The organism is Streptosporangium sp. NPDC023963, from assembly GCF_040639135.1.
Taxonomy (GTDB): domain Bacteria; phylum Actinomycetota; class Actinomycetes; order Streptosporangiales; family Streptosporangiaceae; genus Streptosporangium.
Genome location: NZ_JBEZZK010000014.1, coordinates 185531 through 202413, shown reverse-complemented (window position 1 = coordinate 202413; position 16883 = coordinate 185531). Strand labels below are relative to the sequence as shown.

The window sequence follows — 16883 nt, the reverse complement described above, 5'->3', positions numbered from 1 at the left end:
TTCAGGCGCCGGTCCCGAAGTAACGCCCGAACTCCGCCACGATGGCGGACCAGTCGGCGTCGTGGGGGAAGCGGACCACGTCCCAGCCCTTGTCGAACAGCCGCTCCTCCGCCTCGCGGTCGCGTTCGGCGACCGAGGCGTGCTCGTGGACGGGGCCGTCGACGAAGACCGCGACGTTGGCGCCGGGCAGCCGGTAGACGTAGTCGGGCCGGGCATGTGCCTCGGCGACGAGGGTCTGCGCTTCGTCGGGCAGGCGCAGACCCCGCTCCTTGAGCCAGGTGATGAGCCTGGTCTCCAGCGCGGTGTCCGACTGCGCGGTCAGCCGCGCCAGCTGCTCGGAGCGGGACTCGCCCCTGCCGGTCGTACGGGCCGTCGAGCCCGCGATCCGCAGCAGCAGGTCGCGCATCGAGTGGCGGTCGATGAGGGCGTGGTTGAACTGGTTGCCGTAGGTGAGCAGGCATTCGTAGCAGCCCTTGGCGCAGGGGCGGTCGGGGTGCGGTCCGCCGAGATCGTTGCCGTCGGCGTCGAAGTGGCAGATGGCGAGGGCCTCCGCGGCGGCGCGGGCGAGCGCTCCGGACTCGGACTGCATCAGGCGCAGCACGCCGGCGCCGCCCTCGGCGGCCTCGGTGAACAGCATCCGGTCGCGGGGACCGTCGTCGGGGGGCAGCAGTTCGCTGCTCAGCTCGGAGTCCTCCAGCTCGAAGGCGGCCTCGATACCGCGTTCCAGCGCGTACATGAGCGAGAGCGCGACCGGTTCGTCCAGCGGTTCGTCCAGCTTCAGTACCAGGATGTTGCGGCTGTCCTGGACGTAGGGGATGACCCGCTTCTTGCGCCGCTTCTCGTTGCCGTCCGCGTCGATGACGGGCATCTCGCCGGAGTCGCCGGAGGCCTCACCGGCGTCACGCTCGTTCATCCAGCGGCCGTCGGCGGGGTCGAGCCAGAAGCCGTCCGGCTCGGTCGGCTTGGCTCGCACCCGGCCGACGTTGGTGATGCGGACGGTCGCCGAGTCGCCGTAGGACAGGATGGCGAGTTTGTCTCCGGCCTCGAAGACGAGGGCGTCCTGACGGCCGGAACGATCACCGTGATCCTGGAAGCTGTAGGAGGTCACCAGCCGGAACCCGGCCCTGCGCCGCTCCTCCTCGTCGGAGGAGATCCGCTCACGACGCCTGGTGTAGACGGTGTGCAGCTGGAGCAGCCCGTAGGTGGTCTCGCCCAAGGGTTCCTTGCACATCTTGCAGCGGTCGTCGCGGTCGTGGACGTCGTGGTGGTAGCCGCACCCGGCGCACCTGCGGGCGCTGCTGGTGACGACGTCGCCCGTCGCGTCCGGCGGCAGCTGGATGCGGGTGACCTGGTATCGGGACCCCTCGTGGTAGATGAGCGCTCCGGGCCCGAACTCGCGGATGGCCAGGAAGCGGGGACGCTGGAGGTAGTCGCCGTCGCCGAACCGGCTGCCGGTCGTGGGGATGTAGGCGGCGAGCGGCAGACGCGGGAAGGAGTAGCCGGGCAGGAAGCCCTCGCCGGCGAGGTAGCGGTAGGGGTTGAAGTCGGAGAGCACCGACCTGCTGTCCGCGCTCTCGTTCTTGAGGAGGTTGAGCTGAGTCTCGGCCTCCCTGCGGCGGCCGACGGCGATCTTGCGGTCGCGCTCTGAGAGGGTGTGGTCCAGGACCCGCCGATTCTGCTCGGCCTGGTCGACCAGGGCCGCCCTGAACAGGCCACGCCAACGGTCGAACGCCCGGTCGAACTCCTTCGGAGCCAGGCGGATCGCCGCCTCGATCCACCGGTCGTCCCACCAGGTGGTGGCCGCGAAGTCGGTCAGCAGTCCGCCGAAGACCTTCTGTGCGGCCTGTAGCGCACGCTCCTGCGCGGCGGTGTCGCGCAGGGCCTCGTCGATGTGGTCCTGCAGGGCGAGTGCGGGATTGGGGACGCGGGCGTCCTCGGCGTAGCCGATGTCGATGATGTTGGGGATGGCGTTGCCCAGTTTGAGCCCGGCCTCGGCCAGCCAGATGGCCTGGACGTGCGAACGGACCAGGTCCTCGTTGGCGAGGTCGAGACGGGGTGGGGCGACGGCTCCCGCGACCATGCGCTCGGAGCGGCGGAAGTAGTACTGGTCGTGGCTGTTTCCGGTCGCGCAGTAGGTGGTGACGAGCGCGGGCTGCCCGGACCGGCCCGCCCGGCCGCTGCGCTGCGCGTAGTTGGCCGGGGTGGGCGGCACGTTGCGCATCATCACGGCGTTGAGCTCGGAGATGTCGACGCCGAGTTCCATCGTCGGCGAGCAGTAGAGCAGCTTCAGCTCGGCCTTGCGGAAGGCCTCCTCGCGTCGCTCCCGCTCCTCCGGGGTGACCTGGGCGGTGTGCTCGCGGGCGACGAGGCCCCCGAGGGCACCGGCCGCGCCCCGGTAGAGGTCGCGGAAGAAGGCGTTGACCCGGGGGCCGTCGCCGCTAGCGTAGGTGCGGGTCAGCGGGTCGTGGGTGCCACTCTCCCCCGTTCCGGCCCGCCAGATGAGGGCCGCGGCGGAGATGCGGTAACCGGTGACGGCCGGCCCTGAGCCGCTCCGAAAGCGGCCCGCGCGCTGCGGGGTCGTGGCGATCTCCTTGACCAGTCCTGCCTTGGCGAGCACCTTCAGCAGCTCTGCGATGATCAGCTGGGCGTCGTCGACCGGCAGGTCCTGGCCGAAGTGCACCCGCCGCAGGTACTTGCCGAACTTGCCTCGGCCGGACAGGAAAAGACCCGACCGGTCCAGACCGGGCCTGGAACCCTGTGGGTAGGCGGTGCCGACCTTGGGACGGTCGCTCGCGGCGAGTACCCAGGGATCGACGAGGCGCTCCTCGCTGGCGCGCTGGAGGGTGTCGAAGTCCTCACGGAAGTGCTGCACGTCGATGGCGAGGGCCCGGCGCATCTCGTCCAGCAGTGCCCGCATGATCTCGACACGCTGGCCGGGGGCCGCCTCGCGCAGCTTCCGGTGGGTCCCCGACCACCGGTCCTGTTGCTCGGCGAGCCACTGCAGATCCGCGTAGTGGATCTCCAACAGGCCGGTCTGCTCCAGGTTGGGCATGGTGATGCGCCAGCCGCGTTCGAGATCCAGGTAGAGGCGGAAGGCGACGACGTCCTGGAAGGTCTTCGCGGCGTTGCGCGCCATCGAGGGAGGCAGGTCCGCGCTGCCCGCGTAGTCGGCGAGCTTCAGACCCAGGGCGACCGAGACGCGGGAGGCGAGCTCCTCGTGGTTGACGCCCTCCTCGCCCGCCTCCCCCGCCTCGACGGCCGCGTGGTAGAGGGCACCGCGCAGCTGGGTGATCTGGACGAAGTCATTGAAGTGACCGGCCTGCAGGGAGGCGTCCTGCCGGTTGTCGACGAAGGTGAGCAGCTTGCGGGCCTCCTTCTTGAGCGCCTCGGCGGGCACCTCCTTGAGGGAGCGGACGATGGAGGCGGAGACGAGGGAGGTCGCCGAGGAGCGGCCTTCCTGGTCGAGGGTGGCGAGCTTGGCGAAGTCCTTCCCCCTGACCTGCTCGTAGCTCACCCCGCAGTGCATGCAGAAGAGGAACGGCGAGGGGATGAAGGCCGCCTTCAGCTCGCCCTGGCCCTCGACCCCGTACGCGTCGACGGTGACGGCTCTGGGCAGCCGGACCCGGTAGGAGGCGCGTATCACCTCCTGTCCCCGCTCGTCGATCTCCAGCCAGGACTCGGGCAGCCGGCGATCGGCGATGACGTCCTCCGGCGTGCTCGGCCAGGGCCGGTCAGAGTCGACGTAGAGGTAGCCGTCCCCGGCGCGGCCACCGGTGGCGGCGGTGTCGCGGCGAGGCTCGTAGACGACGCGACCGTCCTTCTCGGTGCGCCACACGGTCGGGTACTCCTGGCCGCACTCGCGGCAGAAGGCGAGCGGCAGCAGGATCTTGCCGTCCGAGCCGGGCTGGACGAGCTGGTAGTCGCGCGTCAGGTGACGGACCGGCTTGTCCTCAAGGGTGACGTAGACGGTGTCGCCCTTGGAGAGGAACTGGTGCAGCCGGAAGGCGAACAGGGGGCGCTCGGTGACGGGGTTTCTCGCCTCGGAACCGGCCTCCAGCGTGCGGCGGATCGCCCGCACGCACTCGGCGGCGGTCAGCCCGCTGTCTCCGGCGAGTTCGAGGGCCGCTTCCTCGATCTTGGCGGGTCTCTGCCGGACCAGCCGCCCCGTCTCGTCCGTGGTGAGACCGAAGCGCGTCTCGATCCAGCGGGCGAGGGGGTCCTTCACCAGGTCGGCGTAGGCGCGCGGCGCGCCCGGGGCTCGGAGGCGCTCGACCGGGACCGTGCCGGGGGCCTCGTCGGTGGCGCGCACGAGGGTCTCGCCGATGATGTTCTTGGGTCCCACCGTGGTGCCGAAGAGGGTGGTGGCGACGCGGCCGACGGCCTTCCGCTGCTCTTCCGCGGTGCCCTCGCTGGACATGGTGGCGGAGGTGCCGATGCACTGCAGACGCGTCGCCTGGCAGGCCTCACGCACCCGGCGGATGAGCAGGGCCACGTCCGCGCCCTGGCGGCCTCGGTAGGTGTGCAGCTCGTCGAAGACGAGGAACTCCAGTCCCTTGGCCATCTTGATGAGAGAGCGCCGGTCACCCGGTCGGGTGAGCATCAGCTCCAGCATCACGTAGTTGGTGAGCAGGATGTCCGGTGGGTTGTCGCGGATCTCCTTGCGCTGCTCCTCGTTCTCCTGGCCCGTGTAGCGGGCGTAGGTGACCGGCTCGCGGCCGGGGCCGTAACCGTCGCGCAGATACTTGTCGAGCTCCTTGATCTGGCTGTTGGCCAGCGCGTTCATCGGGTAGACGATGATCGCGCGGACCCGCTTGCGCGCCTCGGGTCCCTGCCGCTCGCGGTCCCTCAGCACCTTGTCGACGATCGGCACGATGTAGGAGAGGGACTTTCCCGAGCCGGTTCCGGTGGTCAGCACGTAGGAGGCGCCGGACTTGGCGGTGTCGATCGCCTCGCGCTGGTGGCGGTGCAGGGTGAGCGGGCGGCCGTCGCACACCGTGCCGTCCTCGGTCTTCCCCGCCTGGAAGATGCGCGCGCACTCCGGATGCAGCACCCCTGCGGTCGCGAGTTCGAGGACGGTGCCGCCCGAGGCGAAGAACGGGTTCAGCGACAGCCAGGGGTCGGGCCACTGGGACTTGGCGTCCAGGTCGTTCTCGACGAAGGCCGCGATCCGGTCGTCGCGGATGACCGTGCCGCCCTCGGTGAACGAGCGGTAGTCCTTGATGAGCTTGCGGTGCAGCCCGAAGACGTCCATCCCGGACCCGGAGGTCTGGGGCTCGGGGGTGTCTGCGGGTTCAGTGGCCGGCTGGGAGAGGCGGCTCTCCGCGCGTACCTTCGCCAGGTGTCGTACCGGGTCGAGCCCGTCCCAGCCGAGGACGCGCTCCTCCCCCACGGCGAACGGCAGCAGCGTCTCGCGGATGGTGACGGCGTCGGCGGGCCGGTCGGCCGGGTCCTTCGCGAGCAGCCGTTCGATGAGCCTCTCCAACTCCGCGGGAACATCGGAGCGGAGCAGCCGTACCGGGGGCGGCGGCTCCGTGAGGTGTTTCCGACCGAGCTCGTACGCGGACTCGCTGTGGAACGGCGGGACACCGGTGAGGAGTTCGAACAGCATGCAGCCGAGGGCGTACAGGTCGGCCGCCTGTGTCACCGTCGAGGCGAGGAACTGCTCGGGGGCCATGTAGCGCGCGGTGCCGACCGTAACACCGGTGCTCGTCACCTTGCCCCCCTCGATGTCGTCGAGGATCCGCCCCATGCCGAAGTCGAGAACCTTGACCACTCCGCCGCGCAGCAGCATCACGTTGGCGGGCTTGAGGTCACGGTGGATGACACCGGCGGTGTGCGCCGCGGACAGTCCGTCCGCGATCTGCGCGCCCAGCGCCGCCCCCCAGCTGACGGGGAGCTGCGGATGCTCGCTCACCAGGTCTTTCAGGGTCTCCCCGTCGAGAAACTCCATCGCGATGTAGGGCAGGCCGTTGGCGTCCACGTCGCCCGCGATGATCCGGGGAAGGTTGCGGTGGTCGAGCCTGCGCATGATGCGCATCTCACGGCCGAACCGCTGGACCGCCTTGTCGTCGGCGCGCGAGTCGATGATCGCACCGGAGCGGTTGCGCAGGATCAGCTTCACCGCGACTACGCGGTCCCGGTCTTCGGTGTCCGCCTGGAGGTCCTCGGCGCGGTAGACCTCCCCCATGTTGCCCTTGCCCACGGCCTCCAGGAGACGGAAACGACTCGCCACCCGGTCCAGGTTCACAGGCACTCCGCGTTCTCCCCATGCTCTGAGCTGGGAACGCGCCCCAGCGGCCGTCAGCGGGATCCAATACCGTGGTTAGGCAAAACCCCACTATTCCCGGCAGGCTACACGATGTTTCAAAAGTGAGATAGGGTTTCTCTATTGACTTAGTTAACAGACTTATAGCCTTCCCGTAGTCGAACGACTTCGAGTCCGAAGCGGACAGGCTGATCACGGAGGAGAGCAGGGGCGGGCCGCGATGACAGGGAAGCTGCATGGAGAGGCCACATGCCCGTGATATCAGGGATTGACGGGGGGAAGGTTACGCCGCATGTGCTGATTGTTATGAACTCGGAGCCTTCTTTGGTGGCTATCCGCCCGCGAAGACGGATTCGTCACGATTCTTCTCCTCGGCATGGCGACCGCAACCGCGACGATGCAAGAGATCACCTCATGGACGTGGCGAGGTTCGGAACTACTATGTCCCGATTTTGATCGTGACCGAAAATATCCAGCGGCGCCTGGCCCAAGCCCTGGACGGCGTGCAGACCCCTGACGTCCGCAAGGCTCAACCAAACCCGGCCTGCGCTTCCCACGAGGACCCCAGCGGCATCCCTGGCGAAAGCCGGATCGGTTGTCCCGATGATCGTCTGTCCTTACCGGCACCGACTGACTGGAACTCCCATGACAGGTCTCAGGAAGCCGAACCTGGTCAGCGTCATCCAGAGAGCACTGGCAAACGGGCCCATTAGGGCTGATGACCTGCTCGCCACGATCCATCAGGCCGGACTGCGGCGAACCGACTCCGGGGCACTCTGGGAAATCTGCGCCACCCACGGCCTCGCCGATCTTCGTGACGGCATGTGGGTACCGCGAGGATGGGCTGCTCTCCCTGCCGTACAACCTCGCCCTCGGGAGTCTGTCGAGGAACGAGCCGCAGCGGAGGCCACACGTATGGCCATGTCGCTTGGCCTGCCCGCGCACGAGCCCCTGCCGCCCGCCGGCCCCATGTCGCCCCAGTGGCCCGAAGCCGCCAGGAAGGCGGCGGCCGCGCTCCGTCACGAACTGACGGCCGTCTCCAAACGCCGAGTACAGACCGATGTCCCGCTGATCGCAGTCGCGGGCTCGGCAGTGTCAAGAGGCAAACTGCGACGTTTCGAGGCGCAGGGCGAGATCGGCGCCGGTGAGGGCACCTCTGCCATATTGATCATCAAGGACAAGCAGTTCCAGGTGGAGGTCGTGTCGGTGTTCGGCAGCGTTGTCACACTGTCGACACCACCCGACGCACCGGTGGTGACTGAGGCGACGCTGCGCACGGACCTGTCGTGGCTGCTGACCGAACAGAGCAAGCGGCTCAACGAGCTGGTCGAGGGCGGCCCCGGTTTCAACGCCGTAGCCGCCCTGGCCGCTGTGACGCCGCCTGAGGCCGGAGCACCCATACGTCTCGTAAAACCAATCGGCCCCGCAGACCTCAACCAGGGGCAGCGGACGGCCGTTCATCTCGCGCTCACGCCCGGCGTGACCTGGCTCTGGGGCCCGCCGGGCACTGGCAAGACGACAACGGTCGCCGCGCTGATCGCCGAACTGTGCGCACGTGGGCAGCGGGTGCTGCTGGCGGCGCCGACCAACGCGGCCTTAGACGTGGCGATCCAGTCGCTACTCAGGCGCCGCCCCGGCTTGGCCGATGGTGCGCTCGTCCGGATCGGCCAACCCGCCGACCCGTCCCTGACCCGCCAGGTCCTCGTCGAGGAGATCGCCGCCACCCGAGGGGCTCCCCTGGCCCAGCACCGCGTCGAGAAAGGCCGGGAGCTACGTGAATGCCGCAAAGATCTCAACGCGCTCAAGCAACGGGAGCTGACCCGAGCCGAGGAAACCGAACGACTGCGGCTGGAGACACAGATCGCCGAGTTGCAGGCGCTCCTGCGTGAGCTGGACAGCAGACTCGGGCAGGTCCGGCGCCAGGTCTGCCGGGAGGCCACCGTGGTGGCCGCCACCGCTCACCAGCTCGCGCTGGAAACCCTCAAAAATCTCAGCTTCGACGTCGTGGTCCTCGACGAGGCGAGCATGACCACAGCCGCGCTCGCCATGCTCGTGGCTGGAGCGGGTAGCGGGCACACCATCATCGCGGGTGATTTCCGGCAGTTACCGCCTGTGGTGATCGCCGACACTCCCGAAGCACAGGAATGGCTGCGCCACAGCCCGTTCGAGAAGGCGGGCATCCCCGTGGCTGTGTCGGAGCGCAAGGATCCGCCTCGCCTGGCCGCCCTGACCGAGCAGTACCGCATGCGCCAGACCATCGGCGACGTCGTCAGCACCGCCTTCTACAGCAGTCGGCTTTCAACAGCGCCCGGCACGGCGAGCAGAACCGTCCGCAGCCGGGCGTCATGGGCCAAAGCCGAGCTCGTCGTCATCGACACCGCCTCCATGCGCAGCCGTACGGCGCGCAGACAGGGCAGCCAGTCTCGCTACAATCTCGCGCATGCCCAGCTGGCCGCCTCGCTCACCAGCGACGCCACCGCGACGGCAGCGGACCTCGGCCTGATCACGCCCTTCGCCCCGCAGGCCCGTCTGCTGGAGTCGCTTCTGCCAGAGGATCATCTGGAGGATTGGGCGGCCTCCACGGTCCACCGCTTTCAGGGTGGCGAAAGAGACATCGTCATCTACGACACCGTCGACACCGGCCGCGGCGTCTCGCCGCTCAACCGCTGGTTCACCGAGGGGCACACCGGCAGCGAGGGCGCCCGCCTGCTCAACGTGGCAGCCAGCCGGGCACGTGACCACCTCGTGGTGATCGGCGCGCTGGACGCCCTGCACCACCGGTCTGCCGCCTCCCGTGACCCGGTGTGGACATTCTTCGCCCACCTCATCGACACCGCGGCACCGATGCCGTGGCAGGCGGCAGTTTCTGCCGGAGTGACCGAGCGCATCGATGAGGACCTCGTGGAACGGCTGCGGTCCGACATCAAACGAGCCGCAACGGTCGACATGTGGCTGCCTCGCGGTTCCCATCGCGCTCTGCCGTCGCTCCTTCCCGAGCTCACCTCCGTCCGCGGTGACGGCTCGGAAGCGGTGACGATCTGGATGGAGCCGGAGCGAGATGGCTACCTTTCCGTCGAAGCCCTCCAGGCCCGGCGGGAGGGAGTCAATATCCGGCCCTGCCTGCCCATCCTCGAATCCAGTGCCATCATCGGCGACGTTGTCTGGTCCTCGTCGGCATCTCTGCTCGGGATGGAGCCGGGGCTTGTGCTCCGTACCGAGCACCGTGCCTTCGCCGATGCCGCACGCCGAGCCCAGCGGCGGCGTTCCGGCGCGGGAGCCCCGGGAAGCGGGCAGCTCGGTGACAACTGCGGCCGCTGCCGCCGGATGCTGATCCGTTACGAGCAGGACCGTCGTGGCAGGGCCGGTCTCCGTTACGAATGTGCGGCCTGTGGGGCATAGCACCGAGTCGTGGAAGAGCGGCTGGAGCCACTGCGGCTGAACGCGGGGTTCGGCCACACTCCCTGTCAGCCGGAAGCCCGGAGGGGGGCGGTCTCCTCCCGGGCGGCCCAGAGCCGCGCGGACATCCACGCGATGCCCACGGCCGCGATCACCAGGCCGGCCAGGTAGACCGGTACGGGCACCAGGTTCCGGAGCGAGCCCGGGATCATGCCGGCGGCGTAGAGCGCGACCGCGACGACCGGCAGGGCGCCCGAGCGCAGGGCCGCGGCGCTGAAGGTCAGCACTCCCACGATCAGGACGACCGAGGTGACGAGGAAGGCCCGTCCGGTGCCCCCGGCCAGCAACTCGTCGATCGCGGACCTGCCCAGAAGCGGGAAGACGTAGTGCAGGGTGTACTCGATCGCGAACGCCCCGGCCAGGCCGGCCGAGTTGAGCAGGTAGCCGACGAGGCCGAGCCCGCCGGCCGTGTCGCGTATCAGTAAGTAGAGGCCGGTGATCGCGAGCAGTCCGGCGAGCGCGCCGAACGGTGCGACGGCGTGGGTGAGCGCGGTCTCCGGCAGCACGCCCGCGCGGCGCAGGATGTTGACGAGCAGCAGCACGGCGCAGACGAGGCCGGCCGCCCCGGTGGCCCGGTAGAGAGCCGATTGACGCATGGGGAAACTCCATTCCTTATGGTCATGACGCTCGTCATCGTGCGCGTTGCCGGCCACGAAGTTGAGTGGGTGCGCGAAGACGTAAGCACCCCGAAAGAGGGACGTAAGCACCCGGAAAGAACCGGGCCGACCGCGCCGCGAACCGCTCCAGGCGGGCCTGCGCGGGCCACCGATCTCCTGGACCCTTCGAGACGCCGCACGTCAGCCGGGAGGGACGTTGCCCCGTCGGCGAACGCTCGCCTCCTGGGCGCGCTTTCCGACCACGTGGTACGGCCGGTCCCGGGGGCCTCGTCCCGTGCCCGCTCGATCGGCACGTACCGCCGTGGCCGGTAGCATCGGGCGGAAGATCTTTCTCGTACAAACCCGTTGGACGTGGTGAATGAGCTCGCACACTCACGGTTCCGGAAGCCGCGGCGATGACGGCACGCGGGATTCGATCTGGGACGTCCTCGCGCGGCCCTACTCCGGTGAGGTCGGATCGGCTCCCCCGTGGATCGCCAAGTGCCTGAACGGCTCCAACGCGCCAGGTGACCGCATACGCCTGGGCGATTCGGCGACCGGGACGTACGTCATGTTGAGCAAGTTCATGGACCGGTACGTCTGCGCGGAGATCTTCGAGGCGCGCGGGCTTTCCGACGCCCGGCAGGAGCGGCTTCACGCGCTGGGCTGGAGACTGGAGGCCACCGGAACCTCGCAGATCCGTCCCACCTGGACCGTCGGCTGGACATGGTACGAGAGCGACCTGGAATTCCTCACGGGTCGCGCCGAGGCCGTCATCGGCGCGTTGCGCGACGTGCTCGCCGTGCCGCCGGAGCGGTTGCGCTGCTGGTCGTGGGGTGACGACGGCCCCCTCGACGCCCCGTACCTGTTGAAAGACCGCGACGAGCGGCCCACGGCCACCGGCGCCCCCGCCCGGTGCACCGAGTGGGAGGACCTGCGGCGGCGCCTGGACTGGGTGCTGCAGACCCTCCCCACCGACAGCGCCGTGATCCTGACCAACAGGGAACGCGGCGGGGTGCAGTTCATGACGGATCACTATGGCTCCATGGACACCGGCGCGCTCGACTACCGGCCGGTGTCGACGGAGGACCCGGATCCGGACAACCCCGGGAACGACCGCGAGCGGCGACTGTTCGAACTCGGCTGGACTCCCGACATGGTCACCGCGAGATCCGCCTGCTGGACGGTCGGCAGCCCGGTCGTCTGGGCGGACATCGGGCCGCTGGCCACGCAGGCGGTCGAGGCACTGCGGGCGCTCGGTTTCCACGATCCCTCGGAACTCGCCGTCAGGACCTTCCGCAACGGCATGGGCGACGAGCACGTCAAGCACGTCGCCGAGGAGCTGGGCATCCGCCCCGAGGGCGTCTGATCCGCCAAGCCCTACCCGGTAACGCCGGACCCGCCGCGCACGCGCCGTACGAGGTCGCCGGCGGCCTCCGGCCAGCGGGCGTGGTCGAAGGCGAAACCCGCTTCGAGCAGGCGTCCGGGGACGACCCGGCGGCTCTTCAGCAGGAGTTCGGTGTCCGAGCGCAGCGCGAACGCGCCGAGCTCGGCCATCCACCTCGTCGCGGGCAGGCCGACCCGAACACCCCACGCGGCGCGCAGCACGCGCATGAACGCACGCTGGGGCAGGGGATCGGGGGCGGCGAGGTTCACCGGCCCGGCGAGGTCGTCCCGGCCGGCCAGGAACTCGACGGCGCGGACGAAGTCGCGGTCGTGGATCCAGGACACGTACTGCGCGCCGCCCGCGATCGGGCCGCCGAGGCCGAGCCGCGCCATCCGCAGCAGGACGTCGAAGACGCCGCCGCGATCGGGACTCATCACCATGGCGGTGCGCAGGGCGACCTTGCGCGTGTGCGGGGTCTCGGCCTCCTCCTGCGCCCGCTCCCACGCCTTCGCGATCTCGACGCTGTAGGCCCAGTAGCCGGGGACGCCGGGTTCGGTGCCGCCGAGCACGCCGGTCGCCTCGTCGTTGGGCGCGTCGAAGCGGTGGGCGTAGACGGTGGCGGTGCTCATCTGCAGCCAGACCCGGGGAGGCCGCGCGGCGGCCGCGATCGCCTCGCCCACGGCCCGGGTGGAGCGCACGCGCGAGTCCATCATGGCCCTCAGGTTGGCGGCGGTGTAGCGGCAGTCGACGCTGCGCCCGGCCAGGTTGACCACGATGTCGCTGCCGTCGATCTCCCGTGCCCAGGGTCCCGGTGTCTCCCCGTCCCAGCGGACCTCACGCTCACGCGCCGGCCGCCTGGTCAGCACCACGACGTCATGCCCCGCGGCCGTCAGCGCACGATCCAGGATCGCGCCGACCTGACCGCTTCCTCCGGGTATCACTATCTTCATCGGACTCCCCAGAACGTGTGAGACCACCGTAGTACAGCGCGCTGAACGCGTTCAAAAGTGGGTCACCATTCACGCCGGGAAATGTTCGGCGCACCTCTGAGCCCGCGGAGGCGAACGGACGGCGACCTCTGCCGCCGGGCGCTGATTCGCTACAGACGAAACCGGTCTCCACTATGAGAAATGTCGGTGATCACGGCTACGGTCCCGATCATGACCAATGCGGTGCAGGCGTACGCGTACGCCGGACCCTCCACGCTCACCGCCGGGCGGCTGGCCCTGTCCACCTCGGGCGGGCGTACCGCGCGCGGCCCGCTGAGCCATCCCCGGTTCTTCAGCGGCCTGCTGACCGAGGCCGCCCCCGCCGCGGCCGGGCTGCTCGCCGTCGCGAACGTGGCGCAGGCCCGTTACGACCGCCCGGCCCCGACCTTCTCCCGCGATCCGGTGGTCACCTGCAACGGCGACCGGCTCCGCTTCGAGTCGTTCTCCGCCTGCGGCGGCGTCTACGCCCGCCTCGACGTGCTGGAACGCGCCCTCGACGGGGAGGTGGTCGACCTGGGCACCACCAACGTCGACGTCAACGGCCCGCTGCGCGAGGCGCTGGCGCGCGTCGGCGGCGCCGACCCCCTCCACCTGGGCGTCGGGCGCGACGAGCTGGCCGTCACCACGCTGGACGGCGCGGTGGTGGAGAAGAAGGTGCCGCTGCCCGAACGGTGGCTGCGCGGCTTCGCCGAGGTCCAGCTCGTCACCGCGGGTTTCGACCTGCGGGCGGAGCTGAGCGGACCGGAGGCGACGCGTTTCCTGCGCACGCTGCCCCGGCGGGTCGGCTCCACCCTGTGGGCGGTGCCCTCGGGCCGCTCGCTGCGGCTGACCGCGGGCCCGGCGCCCGGCGCCGTCTGCCTGCCGGGCCCCGACCGGCTGGCGACGATGCTCACGCTGCTGCGCTTCGCCAGGACCCTGCGGCTGTACGGCCCGGCCCGCCCTGACGCGGCCGTGGCGAGCGCGTGGGAGCTGGAGCTGCCCGGCATGCGTTACGTGCTCACCCTGTCCCCGGACAGCGGGCGCTCCTTCTCCACCGAGGGGGCCGTACTCCGGACGCTGGCCTCCGACGACGCGGCGGACGACGCCGACCTGGTCGGCGCGCTGCTCGCCTTCGAACCGAGGGTGGAGCCCGACCTGCTCGCCGAGCGCTCCGGTATCGACGCGTCCCGGGTGCGGGCCGCGCTGACCCAGCTCGGCGCGGCCGGCCGGGTGGGCTACGACACCGCCGAGGCCGGTTACTTCCACCGCGAGCTGCCCTACGACCGCGACAGGGTCGCCGCGATGAACCCGCGCGCCAGGGCCGCCCGCGAGCTCGCCGACGGCGGGGCGGTACGGCTCGACGGGCCCGACCGGGCCCTGGTGACCTCCGGCGACCAGGTCCGCGAGGTGCGCGGCACCGCCTGTACCTGCCCGTGGTGGGCCAGGCACCAAGGACAACGGGGACCGTGCAAGCACGTGCTCGCCGTACAGATCATGAAGGGAGCCCAGGCGTGAGCGCGTGGGACGACGTACGCGACCTGATCGACAAGAGCGACGCCGACGGCGTCGCGAAGCTGGTCGTGACCCTGGACGACGCCGCCCGGCGCGAGGTCGCCAAGCGGCTGCCGGGGCATCTCAAGGAGATCCGGCTCTATCTCGACTCCTGGCGCGGCGCCGGGGACCGGGCCGAGGCGCTGCGCGCGGCGGGCGCCGGCACGATCGCCGCCGCGGCCTCCGTCGCGTCCTGGCTCACCCGGCGCGGCCTGGTCGGCTCCCGCGAGACGGTGGACGACACCGATCGGCTGCTCGGCCTGGTCGGCGCCCGCCCGCACGCGTGGCAGGCCGAGCTGGCGGCGCGGCTGGCGGAGAGGCTCCGCGGGAGCGACCCGAGTTACGAGCTGACCGCGTCCCTGATCCACCGGACGGGTATCGAGCCGCCGGCCGACGACGGCTTCGTCGTGGGCTGGGTGTCGGCGGCGCTCGGCCGCGGACCGGTGGCCGAGGTGCTGGCCGCCGACCCGCTGCTGGACGCGCTCCTGCCGCGGATCTTTCACGCCCAGGGAGTCGGCGAGGCCCTGCAGTGGGACGGTGACCCCACCTCCGACCGCACCTGGCTGGGCGGGCTTCGCACGCTGGCCGCCGACGGCCGGGTCGACCGCGCGATGCTGCTGGACGGGTGCGTCGGCCGTTTCCTGCGCGGCGGCACCGCGCTGGAGCTGCGCTTCTTCGTCCGCCTGCACCAGGCGCTCGAACCCACCCCCGCCGAGGTCGGGTCCCGGGCTCGCGACTACCTGCGGCTGCTGCCGTCCGCGCCCGGTACGGTCGCCGAGCTCGCCCTGGGCCACCTGCGCGAGCTGCCCGCCGTGTCCCCCGGCGACTTCGCCGAGGCCGTCGAGGCGCTGATGTACCGGCCGGAGAAGAAGCTCGTGCGCGCCGGTCTCTCGTGGCTCGACCGGTCCGTGCGGCTGTCGCCGGAGTATGCCGGGGCGGCGGCCGGGGCCCTGGCGACGGCCTTCGCTCACGAGGCCTCCGACGTGCAGGAACGCGCCGTTCGGCTGGCCGTCAAGCACGCCGCGCACCTGGACCCGGCAGCGCTCCGCGACGCGGCCGGCGCCCTGCCCGCCGATCTGCGCGCGCTCCTCGGCATCGCGGAGCGGCCCGGCGGGGAGGAGGAGAGGCCCGTCCTCCTGGTCGCCCCGCGACTCCCCCGGGTCGAGTTACCGCCGCCCATCGCCACGGTGGCTGAGCTCGGCGCGGAGTTCGCCCGGCTCGCGGCCGACCCCTACGGTCAGCTCGACCGGCTGGAGACAGAACGGCTGATGGCGGGGCTGGTCGAGCTCACCCACCGGGACCGCGAGGCCGTACGGGCGGTCCTGGCCCAGGTGCCGGTCCGCAGGTGGGGATGGAGCGAGAACGACAACCCGCTGGCGTGGCTGTGGGCGGCCATGCAGGCCGTCGCCTCTCCGTCGGCGCCGTCGTCCGCGCCCCAATTTCCGGGGCCCGGCCATGTCTCGGTGCCGCACGTGCTGACCCTGCGCCGGATGGCCGAGCTCGTCACCGCGGCGCGGGCGGACGCCCTGCCGCCGGTGCTGCTGGCCACCCCGACGAGCGCCGACGGCCATGTGGACCCGGCCGAGCTCCTCGCCCGTCTCGAACGGCTGGAGGCCGTGGGCGTGGACCCGCCGGACGCCGACCTGCAGCAGGCGTTGCTGCGGATCCCCCGGCGGGTCGAGGCCGAGGTGGCCGCGAGGGCCGCCCGGCTCACCAGCCCCGCCGGGCGGCTCGTGGCGCGGTGGATGTCCGGGGAGGGGCTGGCCGATCCCGTCGTGACGGTCCGGTACAACCACCTCGAAGGCGCCTCCCGGCGCTGGTTCGACGAGGGGCGACCGCCGCTGGACCCCTACGACCCGCGTGCGGTCTCGTTCGTCGCGGCCTCGCCGGTCGAGCTCGACCTGGTCGACCTGCTGTGCCGCGATCCCGAGACCTACGTTCACAACCGTGGCGGCTACATGAGCTGGTGGGCCGGGGTTATGCCCTCCCACCGCGAGGTCGTCGCGGCCCACCTGCTGCCGTTCTTCAGCTGGGACTGGCCCGAGAACAGTCCCCGGCTGCCGGTCCTTCACGATCTCGCCCGGGCGGACGGCCCCCTCGGCCCCGCCTTCGCGACCATGCTGGTCTTCCACCTGAACAACGAGGACCCCGCCGAACGTACGGCGGCCCTGGACCTGCTCCTCGCCCTCGCCGCGACCGGCGACCTGCCCACCGCCGACCTGGGAGACCAGCTCGGCCGCCTGGTCCGGAACGGCATGGTGACGCTGGGCCGCGTCATCCCGTCGCTGGCCGAGGCGGAACGGGCGGGCGCGGGCGCGCGGGTGTGGCCGGCCGTCGCGGCGGCCCTTCCGCACGTGCTGCCCCCCGACGGGGAACGGCCGCCCAGCGGCCTGGCCGACCTACTCGCGCTCGGCGTCAGGACCGCTCCCCCCGGCGACGCCACGCCGGTCCCCGGCCTGGCCGCGATCGCCGCGCGCGGCGGGTCGAGCCGGATGGTCCGCGAGGCGCTCCGCCTCACCCGGCTGCTCTCCCCCTGACGAGGTGAACCCTCCCCGGGGGACGACGCCCCGGGGAGGGTTCACCGGGGACGGCATACCGGCCGCTCGGTCACCGAGGTCTCACCACCCGCCGACCGGGACCGGGGGCGAGCCGCCGGGTGG

General features: G+C 70.9%; 7 protein-coding genes. 4 read left to right on the top strand and 3 right to left on the bottom strand.

Annotated elements, in window-relative coordinates:
* Position 1: 1 nt before the first annotated feature.
* Positions 2-6253: a protein kinase gene (locus tag AB0F88_RS33090; protein ID WP_362693161.1), complete on the bottom strand. Its 6252-nt coding sequence runs from the start codon at positions 6251-6253 to the stop codon at positions 2-4.
* 927 nt (positions 6254-7180) lie between these two features.
* Here AB0F88_RS33090 and AB0F88_RS33085 point away from each other — a divergent pair.
* On the top strand, positions 7181-9664 hold the full coding sequence (locus AB0F88_RS33085; RefSeq protein ID WP_362693158.1) for an AAA domain-containing protein: 2484 nt from the start codon (positions 7181-7183) through the stop codon (positions 9662-9664).
* A gap of 65 nt (positions 9665-9729) precedes the next feature.
* On the opposite strand, the gene AB0F88_RS33080 is transcribed toward AB0F88_RS33085, so the two are convergent.
* Positions 9730-10317 (bottom strand): hypothetical protein, encoded by a 588-nt coding sequence (locus AB0F88_RS33080; protein ID WP_362693155.1) that lies wholly within the window; start codon positions 10315-10317, stop codon positions 9730-9732.
* Positions 10318-10696: 379 nt separating this feature from the next.
* Here AB0F88_RS33080 and AB0F88_RS33075 point away from each other — a divergent pair, with 379 nt between their 5' ends.
* Positions 10697-11686: a hypothetical protein gene (locus AB0F88_RS33075; protein ID WP_362693152.1), complete on the top strand. Its 990-nt coding sequence runs from the start codon at positions 10697-10699 to the stop codon at positions 11684-11686.
* A gap of 11 nt (positions 11687-11697) precedes the next feature.
* Here AB0F88_RS33075 and AB0F88_RS33070 read toward each other — a convergent pair whose 3' ends face one another.
* On the bottom strand, positions 11698-12654 hold the full coding sequence (locus tag AB0F88_RS33070) for a TIGR01777 family oxidoreductase (protein WP_362693149.1): 957 nt from the start codon (positions 12652-12654) through the stop codon (positions 11698-11700).
* Between the two features lie 210 nt (positions 12655-12864).
* Here AB0F88_RS33070 and AB0F88_RS33065 point away from each other — a divergent pair, with 210 nt between their 5' ends.
* Both AB0F88_RS33065 and AB0F88_RS33060 read left to right on the top strand, forming a co-directional pair.
* Entirely contained in the window at positions 12865-14187 is a 1323-nt protein-coding gene (locus tag AB0F88_RS33065) for an SWIM zinc finger family protein (RefSeq protein ID WP_362693146.1), read from the top strand.
* A complete protein-coding gene (locus tag AB0F88_RS33060) occupies positions 14184-16760 on the top strand; it encodes a DUF6493 family protein (RefSeq protein ID WP_362693143.1) in 2577 nt (858 codons plus the stop codon). Before AB0F88_RS33065 ends, AB0F88_RS33060 begins: the two co-directional genes overlap by 4 nt.
* The last annotated feature ends 123 nt before the right edge of the window (positions 16761-16883 follow it).

Bases quoted from the DNA above. Each gene is read 5' to 3' on its own strand.
- AB0F88_RS33085 (WP_362693158.1), top strand. From the start codon at position 7,181: ATGGCCATGTCGCTTGGCCTGCCCGCGCACGAGCCCCTGCCGCCCGCC.
- AB0F88_RS33070 (WP_362693149.1), bottom strand. From the start codon at position 12,654: ATGAAGATAGTGATACCCGGAGGAAGCGGTCAGGTCGGCGCGATCCTG.
- AB0F88_RS33065 (WP_362693146.1), top strand. From the start codon at position 12,865: ATGACCAATGCGGTGCAGGCGTACGCGTACGCCGGACCCTCCACGCTC.
- AB0F88_RS33080 (WP_362693155.1), bottom strand. From the start codon at position 10,317: ATGCGTCAATCGGCTCTCTACCGGGCCACCGGGGCGGCCGGCCTCGTC.
- AB0F88_RS33075 (WP_362693152.1), top strand. From the start codon at position 10,697: ATGAGCTCGCACACTCACGGTTCCGGAAGCCGCGGCGATGACGGCACG.